Annotated in this window: 14 protein-coding genes; 11 read left to right on the top strand and 3 right to left on the bottom strand. The window is 45.6% G+C overall.

Going from position 1 to position 13,587, the window contains the following annotated elements; all coding sequences use genetic code 11:
• Positions 1 to 72: 72 nt before the first annotated feature.
• Positions 73 to 1,017: a helix-turn-helix transcriptional regulator gene (locus ACT89M_RS21230; RefSeq protein WP_308722906.1), complete on the bottom strand. Its 945-nt coding sequence runs from the start codon at positions 1,015 to 1,017 to the stop codon at positions 73 to 75.
• Between the two features lie 124 nt (positions 1,018 to 1,141).
• Between ACT89M_RS21230 and ACT89M_RS21225 the strand changes: the two genes are divergently transcribed.
• From ACT89M_RS21225 to ACT89M_RS21205, 5 genes are all read left to right on the top strand, one after another.
• Complete coding sequence (locus ACT89M_RS21225; protein ID WP_308722905.1) at positions 1,142 to 2,005, top strand: NAD(P)-dependent oxidoreductase; 864 nt, start codon at positions 1,142 to 1,144, stop codon at positions 2,003 to 2,005.
• 246 nt (positions 2,006 to 2,251) lie between these two features.
• Positions 2,252 to 2,809, top strand: coding sequence for a GNAT family N-acetyltransferase (locus ACT89M_RS21220; protein ID WP_308722904.1), 558 nt, complete (start codon positions 2,252 to 2,254; stop codon positions 2,807 to 2,809).
• A 129-nt stretch (positions 2,810 to 2,938) separates the two neighbouring features.
• Positions 2,939 to 3,694 (top strand): exodeoxyribonuclease III, encoded by a 756-nt coding sequence (locus ACT89M_RS21215; RefSeq protein ID WP_253492033.1) that lies wholly within the window; start codon positions 2,939 to 2,941, stop codon positions 3,692 to 3,694.
• A 478-nt stretch (positions 3,695 to 4,172) separates the two neighbouring features.
• On the top strand, positions 4,173 to 4,748 hold the full coding sequence (locus ACT89M_RS21210) for a hypothetical protein (protein WP_308722903.1): 576 nt from the start codon (positions 4,173 to 4,175) through the stop codon (positions 4,746 to 4,748).
• A 184-nt stretch (positions 4,749 to 4,932) separates the two neighbouring features.
• Positions 4,933 to 5,910 (top strand): diaminopimelate dehydrogenase, encoded by a 978-nt coding sequence (locus tag ACT89M_RS21205; protein ID WP_253492044.1) that lies wholly within the window; start codon positions 4,933 to 4,935, stop codon positions 5,908 to 5,910.
• 82 nt (positions 5,911 to 5,992) lie between these two features.
• On the opposite strand, the gene ACT89M_RS21200 is transcribed toward ACT89M_RS21205, so the two are convergent.
• The gene (locus ACT89M_RS21200; RefSeq protein WP_487344822.1) at positions 5,993 to 6,847 is read right to left on the bottom strand and encodes a pentapeptide repeat-containing protein; all 855 of its coding nucleotides are present in this window, start codon (positions 6,845 to 6,847) and stop codon (positions 5,993 to 5,995) included.
• Between the two features lie 176 nt (positions 6,848 to 7,023).
• Here ACT89M_RS21200 and ACT89M_RS21195 point away from each other — a divergent pair, with 176 nt between their 5' ends.
• Positions 7,024 to 7,485, top strand: coding sequence for a GNAT family N-acetyltransferase (locus tag ACT89M_RS21195; protein ID WP_253492051.1), 462 nt, complete (start codon positions 7,024 to 7,026; stop codon positions 7,483 to 7,485).
• 116 nt (positions 7,486 to 7,601) lie between these two features.
• Here ACT89M_RS21195 and gdhA read toward each other — a convergent pair whose 3' ends face one another.
• A complete protein-coding gene (gene gdhA, locus ACT89M_RS21190; protein ID WP_373323252.1) occupies positions 7,602 to 8,990 on the bottom strand; it encodes an NADP-specific glutamate dehydrogenase in 1,389 nt (462 codons plus the stop codon).
• 390 nt (positions 8,991 to 9,380) lie between these two features.
• On the opposite strand from gdhA, the gene ACT89M_RS21185 reads away from it, so the two are divergent.
• The 5 genes from ACT89M_RS21185 (at position 9,381) to ACT89M_RS21165 (ending at position 13,584) form a co-directional block, all read left to right on the top strand.
• Positions 9,381 to 9,908, top strand: a complete 528-nt coding sequence (locus ACT89M_RS21185; RefSeq protein ID WP_090915211.1) for a GreA/GreB family elongation factor — start codon at positions 9,381 to 9,383, stop codon at positions 9,906 to 9,908.
• The gene (locus ACT89M_RS21180) at positions 9,898 to 10,404 is read left to right on the top strand and encodes a cation:proton antiporter regulatory subunit (RefSeq protein WP_186809605.1); all 507 of its coding nucleotides are present in this window, start codon (positions 9,898 to 9,900) and stop codon (positions 10,402 to 10,404) included. Before ACT89M_RS21185 ends, ACT89M_RS21180 begins: the two co-directional genes overlap by 11 nt.
• 3 nt (positions 10,405 to 10,407) lie before the next feature.
• A complete protein-coding gene (locus ACT89M_RS21175; RefSeq protein ID WP_154887760.1) occupies positions 10,408 to 11,613 on the top strand; it encodes a cation:proton antiporter in 1,206 nt (401 codons plus the stop codon).
• Between the two features lie 214 nt (positions 11,614 to 11,827).
• Complete coding sequence (gene exlX, locus ACT89M_RS21170; RefSeq protein WP_308722901.1) at positions 11,828 to 12,544, top strand: expansin ExlX; 717 nt, start codon at positions 11,828 to 11,830, stop codon at positions 12,542 to 12,544.
• Between the two features lie 92 nt (positions 12,545 to 12,636).
• On the top strand, positions 12,637 to 13,584 hold the full coding sequence (locus ACT89M_RS21165; RefSeq protein ID WP_487344821.1) for an alpha/beta hydrolase: 948 nt from the start codon (positions 12,637 to 12,639) through the stop codon (positions 13,582 to 13,584).
• Positions 13,585 to 13,587 lie beyond the last annotated feature (3 nt).

Raw genomic sequence — 13,587 nt, 5'->3', positions numbered from 1 at the left:
ATCTGCCTTTTGATGTCTACTTAACCGGGCTATGACCACGTGCAAGCTGCTCTTTTTTTCTATAATGTAACCCTAATCCCCATACTGTGCAGCCATGGCTTGCAACTTGGAGCGAATTTGATCACGGACCTGCGGGGGATGCGTCACATGGGCATCTGTTCCCAAGCCAAGAAAGAAACCGACCACCCAAGGGGTGTAGCTTGTGCCTATATGAGCATGAATTGTTCCTGAGCCGTCCTCGTTGACCTTCAAAAATTGTGATAACCACACATCGGATTGACATCTTCGCACGCCTTCTGGCGACAGTGAGACTTTAAGTTCCAGTGGTGTTTCCAGATCCTCACGTATGATCCATTCTTGAATATTTTCTTCGTTCAGGTCGACTTTTTGGCTTTGATCCACTTCACATTGCAGCCCACTAACCCGGTCAACCCGAAATACACGATGATCCATTGCACGAAAACAATAGGCCCTACAATACCATAAACCATTCATCGTATACAGTCCAAGAGGTTGAATCAATCGATCCTGGACCGAGCTTGCTTCATAGCGAATTTGTACGATGCTCTGTTCCAATGCCGCCTCCAATAGTTCCTTCAAGTAAGGAACATCGAGTTCATGCGGTGGTACCCAGAAGTTGAGTCTTTGCTGCATTCGTTCAATTTTATGCTTGAGGTCACTGGATAAATAATGAAAAAATTTGCGTAACGCACTTTGTACTTTATTGTTAAAAGGTAGAGATTTATAGTTCTGTAACGATTGAGCGGCAAAAAACAAAGCCATAGCTTCATGCTCGGAAAAACTGATGGGTGGGAGCACCTTTTCACGTAAAACACGATAACCACCATGAGGACCAACTTCGGAATAAAGGGGGATGCCCAGTTCGCTTAATTCCGCCAAATCTCGAATCATAGTTCGACGTGATACTCCGCATTCATCGGCCAGTTCTTGTACGGTAAACGTTCTGCGTTCATTCACTAACATAATTAACTGAACAAGCCTTTGTGCTTTGTGCATATATACTCCCTACAATTAATTTATAATCATGCCAGTACTTGTCACTATTATCTATTATGCTTAATTTCGAAGTCAAGACGAGTTGCCTTCGATTCGTGATATAGAAACTTTGGGAGGAATAATAATGAATGAAGTAACGGTTATTGGTTTAGGAGCGATGGGGGGAGCTATAGCTCAAACATTACTGGAAAAGGGATATCATGTGACTGTATGGAATCGTACAGCGACAAGGGCAGATTCCATCGTTAAAAAAGGAGCGGTACTCACTTCTAAGGCAGCTGAAGCGATTCGTGCTAGTCAAATATCGATTATCTGTGTGTCTGATTACAAGACTTCGTATGAAGTACTAGATGTAGAAGACGTACATGCGGCCTTGCCGGGACGAGTGCTCATCCAACTTACTACAGGAAGCCCTGAACAGGCTCAAAAGCAGGAAATCTGGGCAAACACCCATGGTGCTGCATATATAGATGGAGCAATAGCGGCTGCCCCGACCCAGATCGGTGGCTCTCATGCAACCATCTTCACTTCTGGATCGGTGGAAGCTTTTGATCAAGTAAAGCCGGTTCTCGGTGCACTAGCAGGTCATGTTCCTTATTACGGAGAACAGGTTAGTGCGGCTGCTTCAATTGACCTGGCATTCCTCTCTTATCTGTTTGGATCATATCTTGGATTCTTCCACGCATCACGAATTCTGGAGTCTGATGGTTTGCGTATTGATGATTTTGGTTCTATGATTGCTGGAGTCTCGCCTATGATTGGCTCCATTCTTCAATACGAAGGTGAGGTCATTCAAAATTCCAAATACGAAAATCCACAAAGTTCTCTTCAAATGTCTATGGTAACGGTTGGTCTGCTCATGGAACAGGCGCGTGAGAAGAATATGAATAACGAGTTTCCAATGTTCATGCAAAACATGTTTCATAAAGCTATAGAAGCAGGCTATGGGGAGCAAGATATAGCATCACTTGTGAAAACGATGCGTTAACAATTCAATAGAGGGCATTTATCTTGAAGAATGAATGCGCCGATCTATTCAATCGAATATCTAAAATTAGTTATAAATTACTCGCGACCATTCCCGATTAGCCAGGGGGTGGTCTTTTTCACTCCTCTTAACGCATGGTGATCATTCTATTATATGACTTGGTTAGATCTAGTTGACGTAGTAAAATAACACAGGGACTATAACATACATAAATGGAAGAGATTTTGCATGTAAAGGAGATTACGTATGAATACATTATTTACATTTGACACGTTTCCGCAAATAGAAACAGAGCGATTTGTGCTCCGTGCAGCAGCAGACAGTGACAGTGGGGATCTGCTGGCACTGTACTCAGATGAGACTGTCGTCGAATATATGCCCTTCACACCCTTCGAATCCGAACAGGATGCATTAGATGAGATGAGCTGGTATAAGAAGATTTTCAATCAACAGACGGGATTACGCTGGATGATCGAAGATAAGCAGTCTCATCAAGTCATTGGAACGTGCGGATATCTGGGGTACGAAGAGGAACATCATCGCGCAGAGATTGGTTATGATCTGCTTTCATCGTGCTGGGGCAAAGGTGTGATGACTGAGGTTGCTCGTGCTGTGCTGGAATTTGGATTCAACCAGATGCAATTGAACAAAATTGAAGCGAAGGTGGACCCGGGAAATGAGGCGTCCATTCGTCTACTGCATAAGCTGGGGTTCCGGCAGGAAGGTCTGCTGCGGCAGCATGAGTTTGAGAAGGGCAGATACGTCGATCTCGCTGTTTTCTCGAAGCTACAGAGTGACAACTAGCCCCTGTCCTCCATTTCCGTGTTCATCCCCATATTCAACTCCCATCTCAGTCCTTGTCACCCAACATGTGATGTCTTGTCCCGTGAATCAGGCTCATGTTATATTGGAGAGATGTGAGGGGATGAGAATATGAAGCTGGTGTCCTGGAATGTGAATGGACTTCGAGCGTGTGTGAATAAAGGATTTATGCATTATTATCAACAAAGCGAGGCCGATATTTTCTGCCTTCAGGAGACGAAATTACAGGCTGGACAGATTGAGATGGATTTGGGCGAAGACGTCTATCAGTACTGGAACTATGCGATCAAAAAAGGATACTCCGGCACGGCTGTATTCAGTCGCATCAAGCCATTGTCTGTGTATTACGGTATGGAAGAGGACAGCGAGCCGGAAGGCCGAATGATTACGCTGGAGTATGAAGCCTTTTATCTGATTAATGTCTATACACCTAATGCCAAACGTGATCTGACCCGGCTGCCTTACCGTCTGGAGTGGGAAGACCGCTTCCGGTCCTATGTCCTGCAACTGGAGCAGACGAAACCTGTAATCATCTGTGGGGATCTGAACGTGGCTCATCAAGAGATAGACTTGAAGAACCCGAAACCGAATATGGGCAACTCCGGATTTACGGATGAGGAGCGCGGCAAGATGACCGACCTGCTTGCATCAGGATATGTGGACAGTTTCCGTCATCTGCATCCAGATCAAACCGATGTGTACAGCTGGTGGTCGTATATGCCTAAGGTCAGAGAGCGGAACGTGGGCTGGCGCATTGATTATTTTCTTGTGTCCAATCAGCTTGCACCAAGTGTAGCCGAAGCCTATATCGACTGTCATGTCATGGGTAGTGATCATTGTCCGGTAGGCGTTAAGCTGAAACTGTGAGAACACACACTTAGCAAACAGAACCTGACAACCGTTTGTATCCCGATAAAGGGATGCAGGCGGTTTTTTACGTTCTCCTGCGCCTCAGAGGTAGGGGAGAGGAACTGGACTTTGGTTGGGGAAGGGACTGGACTCCGGATTGTTTCAATCCCGCCATTTCTTGGGTACGATTGAATCATACATATATTATAAATTGAATTGTTCAATGATACAGAAGGAGGAGGGTTGTATGAAAAAGTTCAAAGTCATCACCCGATTCCTATCGATCCTTGCAATAAGCTGTCTGATATCTTTGACGGTGTTATCGTTGTCAGTCATCTGGATTGACATACCGTAGATGCGTACACGTTATTCAGCAGACAATGGAGTTCGACTAAACGAAGGAGGGATGGGCAATCAGCATACAGAAGCATACTTCAGATGTAAGAATGTGATTTGGAGAATGACAACATAAAACAACCAGAAGGAGTGATTTTTAATGGTGAAAAAGAAAAAAGTTTTGCTGGCCTGCGCTGCGTTGGCTATGATGGTGGCTTTAAGTGCGTGTAGCAGTGCTGCTGACGAGCCCAAAGGTGAATCTGAGAAAGTAAATAGTGAAGCAACATCTGGAACCGCTGAGCCAGCTGCTACAGAAAATACAAGCGAAGCAGCGACAGGTACAGATATAGGAGCCGCATCCACGCCGGCCACTTCGGAATCCTCCGCAAGTAAAGGTGAAAGTAGTGCGGCGGAAGGCATGCCGGAATACTTGCCTAAAGATTTCCCGTTACCGGACGATGCCAAGATTACGACAGCGACTTCCGGAGAGACTGAAGGGAAGAAATCGGCAATGATGATTTTTACCACGGAACAGGACATGAAGACGGTATCGAAGCTGTACAAGGATTATTTTACAGAGAAGAAACTGACAGACTCCGGACAGCTGATTGATGAGAAAAATATTGTTATTCAAGGGACTGATCCGGATACGAAGCAGGAATGGTCTATGATCGGTGGAGCACTGGCGAGTCAGGAAGGTGTCGTTGAACTCACGTTAACCTGGTCTGAGTCGTAAAATCAAAATAGAATCTTTATTCATGAACTTGTTTATTTACCCACACCTTGTGGTGGTACAGCGTTAAAGCTGTCCCTCTGCAAGGTATTTTTGATTTACATCTGGAAACCTGACAAGTTACATGTTATGTTATATCCTTAGATAGACTTATAGACAAAAGATTCAGACAGGGAGAGGATTAAACATGATTAAAGTTGGTATCGTAGGTTACGGTAACTTGGGTAAAGGTGTCGAAAAAGCAATTACCCAGAATGATGATCTAGAGCTGGTTGCTGTATTTACACGTCGTAATCCAGAGCAAATGGTGGCTGAAGGTACAGAAGTTCGCTTTGAGCATATCTCTGCGGCTGAGCAGTACATAGGCAAAATCGATGTCATGATCTTGTGTGGTGGTTCTGCGACGGATTTGCCGGAGCAGACACCTGTAATCGCTAAGCTGTTTAATACGGTAGATAGCTTTGATACTCACGCAAAGATTCCTGAGTTCTTTGAAGCTGTAAATGCGGCGGCTGAGCAAGGTGGACATGTAAGCGTGATCTCAACAGGCTGGGACCCAGGCTTATTCTCGATGAATCGTCTTCTCGCGCAATCTATTCTGCCGGAAGGGAAAGAGTATACATTCTGGGGCAAAGGGGTTAGTCAGGGTCACTCCGATGCCATTCGTCGTGTACCTGGCGTGAAAGCGGGCGTGCAGTATACGGTTCCTGTAGAAGAAGTGATTGACCGTATTCGTTCAGGTGAAACACCAGAATTGTCCACACGTGAGAAACATCTGCGTCAGTGTTATGTGGTAGCAGAAGAGGGTGCGGACCAGGATGAGATTCGTGAAACGATTGTGAATATGCCTAACTATTTCTCGGACTACGATACGACAGTTACCTTCATCAGTGAAGAAGAATTGAAATCCGAGCATGCAGGTATGCCACATGGTGGCTTCGTTATTCGCAGTGGAATTACAGGTAACGGACAAAAACAAATTATCGAATTTGGTCTGAAGCTCGACAGCAATCCAGAGTTCACCGCAAGTGTACTTGTGGCATATGCACGTGCGGCGCAGCGTTTGAGCAAGGAAGGACACAAAGGCGCGAAGACGGTATTTGATATCCCGCTGGGTCACCTTTCTCCAAAATCCGCTGCGGATCTCCGTCGTGATCTGCTGTAATCTTAGTTAGTTCGGTAAATAGTCTTAGAAAAATAGCTAGTCCTTCCGTGGAAGGACTAGCTATTTTTCATTGTGCGCGTTTTTAGCGCCAATGGGAGGGTATACTCAAATGGTCAGGTAGCAAGGTATCCGCACTTCCCATAGCAGCGTTCAGCTGAGACTGTGTCAGGAAAATTCCGCCGCGTAGATCGGCTCCCCCAAGATCTGTATCCCGCAAGTCTGCACCAATCCAATCGGCGTTTCGTACATCGGCGTTACGCAGGTTCGCCGTAATCATAAGCGCGCCCCGGAAGCTTGTACCTCTTAGGTCTGCTCCTTGCAAGTTAGCCCCCAGAAAATCCATTCCACTGCGTTTCTTGCCTTTGGGTTTTCCTTTTGCTTTTGTTGTTGCTGGAGCACTGCTACGTACGATCTCACTAGCCTGAATCAGCAGGGTATTCACATTTGCTCGATGGCTCGTGATGTCCAACTGTAGCAGAGCTGCCGGTTCGAGATCACTCAGACGCGCTACATCAGGATAGGCTTTTTCCAGTGAGGCATGCAGCGAAGACGTATCGGGCCGCATCATAACCTCTCTCATATAACTGATCAGCTCATGAATTTGACGTAGTACAGGCAGACAATCATACATTGCACGAGCCGTTTCGGGATGGGTACGCCAGCTTCTGTCCGCATACGTCACTTGTGATAGCTTCTGACCTGCACCAAAACAGTCATACACGGTGCAACCTTTGAAGCCCTTCTGTCGGAGCTGGGTGTGGATACCACATCGGTAGTCCTCCCGCAGATTGGGACAAGGTGTACCGCTGGACTTGTCAAAAGCAAAGTCAGAGGATTTGCCATAAGGCAAGGCCACGCAACATAATCCGTAACACTGCTCGCAGTCTGCTTGCAGATGAGGATGTTCAATGTGGTTTAAAGAATGGTTAGACAACATACACACTTCCTTATCATAATAAGAACCTGCTGATCTCAATTGTAACGATAAAATCATGTCATTTTCACTTTACCATTGTAAGGAAGTCACTTCAATGAAATGCATTATGTTAAAATATGAAAAGAGTATTATGAGTAAGAGAACATGGGATTGATCACGAATGGAGGTAGCAGAACATGGATGAATTCAAGATACGTCAAGCTACCCAGGAAGATCAGGAGCAGCTAGCTAATTTACGGGCACTGGTGCTCTATGATGATTTGACGCGTCTAGGGCGCTATGATGAGATTCGGGTGAGGGAGCGTTTCCGCAATACGTTCCAGCCGGAACATACACAAGTGTTGGAGCTGGAAGATACGTTAATTGGATGTGTGTCATTAAAACCGGGAGATGGAGAGTTTTTGCTAGAGCACTTCTACATTGATCCGGACTATCAGGGCAGGAAACTAGGCACAAAGGTGCTTAACATGTTGCTCGAACAGGAATCAGTCAAGGGCAGACGTGTGACGTTAAACGTGTTGCAAGGAAGTCCGGCGAAGCGTTTATACGAACGATTTGGGTTTGCGGTGGATGATGAAGATGAAGTAGATGTGTTCATGTCTAGAGATTATCAAGGGATCGGGATCTCTAATAGTTGAGTATATTGCACGATAAAAAAAGAAGCCTCTTCTCTACAATGACGCTAGGCGACCATGGCATGAGAAGGTAAGGCTTCTTTTTGTATGAATCATTTAAGAATGCGGTAAAAAAAGAATTACACGACGCCTTGGGCAATCATCGAATCGGCTACTTTGAGGAAACCAGCAATGTTTGCTCCAGCAAGCAAGTTGCCTTCGCAGCCGTATTCTTCAGCTGCTTCTACGCAGCTTTTATAAATATTTTTCATAATGTCATGCAGTTTGGCATCGACTTCTTCAAATGTCCAGGACAACCGCATGCTGTTCTGTGACATTTCAAGAGCGGACACGGCTACACCGCCGGCGTTCGCAGCTTTTGCAGGGCCAAACAGCACGTTAGCACCAAGGAATACATCAATGGCAGCCAGTGTGGACGGCATATTCGCTCCTTCACCAATGGCTTTGACACCGCCTTGAATCAGAAGGTTTGCCGCTTGCTCGTCGATTTCGTTTTGTGTTGCACACGGCAGCGCGATATCACAAGGGATAGACCAGATGCCCTCGAAGCCTTCGGTATACGTCGCATGCGGGTGTTCTTTGACGTATTCGCTGATCCGCAGACGCTCAACCTCTTTCAGACGTTTTACCGTATCCAGGTTAATGCCTTGCGGATCATGTATGTAACCGCCGGAATCGCTGCATGCTACAACGCGAGCACCAAGCTCCTGCGCCTTCTCGATAGCATAGATGGATACATTGCCGGAACCGGAGACAACAACGGTGCTGTCCTTGAAGCTAAGCCCTTTGGATGCAAGCATTTCATTAACGAAGTATACGCAGCCATAACCCGTTGCTTCTTTACGTGCGAGACTTCCACCGTACAACAGACCTTTGCCTGTCAGTACACCTGCTTCATGTCCGCCACGAATTCGTTTGTACTGACCAAACATGTAACCGATCTCCCGAGCGCCTACACCAATATCACCCGCAGGTACGTCAGCGTCCGGACCGATGTATTTGTACAGCTCTGTCATGAAACTTTGCGTGAAACGCATGATTTCCTGATCCGATTTTCCTTTTGGATCAAAGTCAGAACCGCCTTTACCGCCGCCGATTGGCAGGCCAGTCAGTGCATTTTTGAAAATTTGCTCAAAGCCCAAAAATTTGATGATGCCCGAGTATACCGATGGGTGGAAACGAAGTCCGCCTTTGTAGGGGCCAATCGCGCTGTTGAATTGTACACGGAAACCGCGATTCACCTGAACTTTACCTTGATCATCGACCCAAGGCACACGGAACGTGATAACCCGTTCCGGCTCAACAAGTTGCTCTAGCAGACTGTGGTTTCTGTATTTGGGATGTGCTTCGATGACAGGGATCAGTGAATCCAGGATTTCCTTAACAGCCTGATGGAATTCATTCTCGTTCGGGTTTCTTGCGATAACTGATTCATAGACGGAATGAACATATGCTGCGGCAGTAGTAACTTGAGATGACGTTGAACTTTCTTTAGTAATCGTGGACACTTTTTCAATGCACTCCTTTATCGTGTTAAAGTCTGTAGATACCTATTTGTACAATTTGCATAAAAGTTTGTAGTTAAATATACAGGAAAGGAAATAAAAATACGAGACAAAAATCCATAAAATGTTTTTTATGAGGCAATTAAAATGTTCTATAGATCTATCATTAAATGTAAAGAATATCGTGAAATGTTGGATAATATACCCAAAGTATAGAATTAAAACCCAAGTTATCGGAATTGATTGGATTAATAATTTCATTTTGGTAAGATGGTAAGAAGAGCTCGTAATTCGGGCTCTTTTATTATAAGAAGGAGGACAACAGGATGATGATGGGTAACAACAAGCGAATCAACGTGGAGAACAAGGCATGTATAGGAGGTGAGATCTACTATGAACCGTAGGACTCCACTTGACAATTGCAGAGAAATGCTGGTGAGTCAGCTGTTGACCCTGGGCGAAGAGAAAAGAACTTTTCTTGACGCTTATTTTGACGTGCGTAATCCCGAGCGTATACTGCTGGATAAACAATTAACAGCCTACACAGACCGAGTAGAGCGATTACTTGCTGGTCCGGATGAGCTGTTAAGTTCCGTTGTGCTGATTGGTAGTCAGATTGAACTGGAATATGTTGATTTTCATACATCGGATAAGTTAACGATTGTTATGCCAGAGGAAGCAGACCCGGACGAAGGACAGATTTCATTCCTTTCTCCTGTGGGACGTCAACTGCTTCTGGGGAACAAAGGCGAAATGAGAGCCATCTCTACCCCTTCGGGTGACATGAAAATACGTATAGCAGACATTCAATGGGCTTTTGAACAAAGCTCAGAGCTGGTGCAGGAGCTTGAGCAGGCTGATGAGGCGAAACCAAATCCGCTGCAAGGCTTGACTCAGGGAGGTGCAAATCATGCACTTTAAAGAAACGGATCTGCCAGGCATTGGACGTAAATACTGGCTGCATACTCGCAGCGGGGAGCATCTTGTCATCGTGGTTCATAATGATGAGCGGCGTGATTTGTTCCATATGGAATCTGGAGATCAAGCGGAAGATCTCGGAGATATGGTCTCTCTTGTAACCCTTGACGATGATGAGGCAAGAGCCGTAGCTGCTATAGTCGGTGGCATGACGTATAAACCTCAGTTCCAGAACGAACGGGAAGTTATGCTGGAAGGGCTGCTGATTGAGTGGCTACGCATCGAACCCCATGCGGCGTGCATCGGGAAGACGATTGGAGAGATGAACATCCGTCAGGTTACCGGTGTGGCGATCCTGGCGGCGGTTGACAAAGAGAAACAGAAACAATTCAACCCCGGGCCAGAGTATGTGTTCACCAGTGGGGCGACAATTGTTGTTGCTGGTGAACGTGACCAGCTTAAGCAGCTCAAACAATGGTTGACCGATGGGCGGATGTAGCGTATGGATATGCTCATATTTGAAGTGGGGGTTGCCATTGCGCTGATTACACTTACGGGATTAATATCTGCACGACTACGATTTTCGGTTATTCCATTTTACATTCTGGTCGGTATGGCCGTTGGACCGCATGCACCACAGTTTGGCATTGTGGATTTACGATTTATCGAAAGCTCGTCTTTTATTGAATTTATGGGCAGGCTGGGTATTTTATTTTTATTGTTTTATCTGGGATTGGAATTTTCGGTCTCACGGTTATTAAAATCAGGGAAAGCCATCCTCACCGGTGGCATATTCTATGTGGCTCTCAATTTTGTCTCAGGTTTGCTACTGGGCTGGTTCATGAATCTGCCACTACAGGAAACGATGGTCGTATGCGGGATCATGACGAGTTCATCGACGGCTATCGTTGCCAAAGTGCTCGTGGATTTGAAACGTACCGCGAATCCAGAGACAGAAATTATTATGGGCATGATTATGTTTGATGACTTGTTTATTGCCATTCATATTTCCATTTTGACTGGACTTGTGCTTAGCGGAGCAACTTCATTTGGAAGTGTCCTGCTGGTATCTCTCTCGGCTTTGCTGTTTATTGTACTGTTCCTGATTATTGGCAGGAAGAGTATTAAATATATCGATAAAGCATTGAACATTAAGTCCTCGGAGTTATTCCTGCTTACGATTATGACATTGCTCTTCCTCGTAGCAGGATTCTCGGAAACCTTACATGTGGCTGAGGCTATCGGTGCGTTGATGATCGGCCTTGTGCTTGGGGAATCCAGACATGTTAGCCGAATTGAGCAGCAGATTATGCCGTTCAAAGACTTTTTTGGTGCCCTGTTTTTCTTCAGCTTTGGCCTGACCATTGAGCCATCCTCCCTCGGTGGAGCTGTAGGGATGACACTGATTGCCGTCGTTCTGACGATTCTGAGTAACTTCGGTGCAGGTATGATTGCAGGAAAAATGGCTGGAGTATCGAACAAGGCCTCGTTAAATGTCGGCTTTACCCTGGTATCTCGGGGCGAGTTCTCGATCATCATGGCGAACATCGGCAAGGCTGGAGGTCTGATGGCATCCATTCAATCCTTCGCTGTGTTATACGTGTTGATTCTGGCTGTCCTTGGGCCTATTCTGACGAAAGAATCTCCTCGCCTCTATGCGAGGTATGAACGATTCCGGAATCGGGAGAAACGCAAGGAAACTGGATAAGGGTTAGAGAAGCGCGTCGCACGTTGCTGGAGAATGAATGTTCTCCCAAGTGCGGCGCTTTTTTATGCGATATAAAGCAGGACTTTAGATGTGATTTTTCGAAAATATATTTAAATATTTTAAAAATTATGTAAAATAATGTTATTCGTTGTCTGTGACAATGAAGAGTTATATTTTAGAATCACAGTCAAAATGATAGGGAGGGAATAACACAATGAGCAAGAAAAGTAGATTCCAGCGTTTCAGAAGGTCTGCCACAGGTATACTGCTCGGTCTTGTTTTGTTTGCTTTACCTGCATCTGCTGCTTGGAATGATACATATCAAGGGTATGCAACATACACGGGCTCGGGATACTCGGGCGGTGCTGTATTGCTGGATCCGATTCCAGCAGACATGAAGATTACCGCGCTCAATCCATACCAGCTTAATTATAATGGTGTCAAAGCTGCTTTAGCTGGAGCCTATCTGGAAGTACAGGGGCCCAAAGGGAAAACCGTGGTATATGTAACCGATTTATATCCGGAAGGAGCTAGTGGAGCACTGGATCTCTCACCGAATGCGTTTAACCAGATTGGAGATCCCAAAGCAGGGAAGATCAATATCAGCTGGAAGGTAGTCAAAGCGCCGATTGAAGGGAACGTATCTTATCGGATCAAGGAAGGTAGCAGTCAGTGGTGGGCAGCCATTCAAGTCCGTCATCATAAATATCCGGTGCTGAAGTTTGAAGTGAAGCAGAAGAACGGCTCATGGCTTAATCTCGAAAAACAGGATTATAACCATTTCCTTGGCACGGGATTAGGTAAGGAACAATTAAGTATTCGGATCACCGATATTCGTGGTAAAGTGGTGTATGACACCATTCCAGCTCTACCGAATGATGGATCTGGCGGTGCATATATCGTACCGGGTAATGTGCAGTTCCCGGATTAAATGAAATGTGGCATCAAAATAAGTATGATCATGGATGAGTCATAAAGTCGTACATCGTACGGCTTTTTTGATGTAGAAAAAGGAGCGTACATATGCGAAAAAACTTGCCTTCTTATAGAACAACACATTTATATTGGAAGCAGTATCAGTCATTTTTTCCTGAAGAAGTAAGATTGGATGAAAACAACTCCCCGGAGGAGGAGTGGTGGGAAAGCCATGGAATCCATCTTCATATTGACCGTTTACCCGTGCCAGAATCACCTATCAAAATACTGTTCATTCATGGTGCCGGGGGGAATGGCAGGTTACTCGCTCCCTATGCACGAATGCTACAGCAACATGGATACGAGGTGATATCACCTGATCTGCCGCCGTACGGTCTAAGCTACGCACTGCACGGCACGCGGATGAACTATGAGTTATGGATTACACTGTTAGATGCCCTTATGGAGATGGAATACAAGAAAGACGGAAAGCTTTTCGTTGTGTTGGGTAGCAGCATTGGAGGCATGTTGGCTTATCATGCCAGTGTAAGGAACAAACATGTGAAGGGATTAATCGCAACAACATTTGTAGATACGAGTGATCCACATATGCGGGATCAGATTGCTCCGAATCAGTTCGTCAGTCGTGTAGGTAAACGTATGATGGATCTTTTCCCTGGTGTATTAGATGCTGCACGAATCTCGGTTAAACGGGTTTCTCGAATGGATCTGATTACGAACAACAAGGACCTGACCCGTCTCATTATGAATGATCCACAGGCGGCGGCCACGTCTGTTCCTCTGGAATTATTAAGAACTTTCCTGAATAAAACGCCAGAAGTGAGCCCGGATCAATTCAGTCAGTGCCCGGTTTTGCTGGTTCATCCTGAGATAGACCCGATGACTCCCTTACACTTCAGTCAACCCTTTTTTGATCGTCTGACCGTGGAGAAGGAGTGTGTCATTTTGGAGGGAGCAGGTCATTTTCCGATAGAGCAACCGGGTCTGAGGCAATTGGAAGAAGCGGTTCTACGATTTCTACAACAGATTCAATAAATG

The sequence above is a fragment of the Paenibacillus sp. NN59 genome (genome assembly GCF_057597225.1).
The sequence above is the reverse complement of the archived record's forward strand: the minus strand, read 5'-3'. Positions and strand labels throughout refer to the sequence as shown.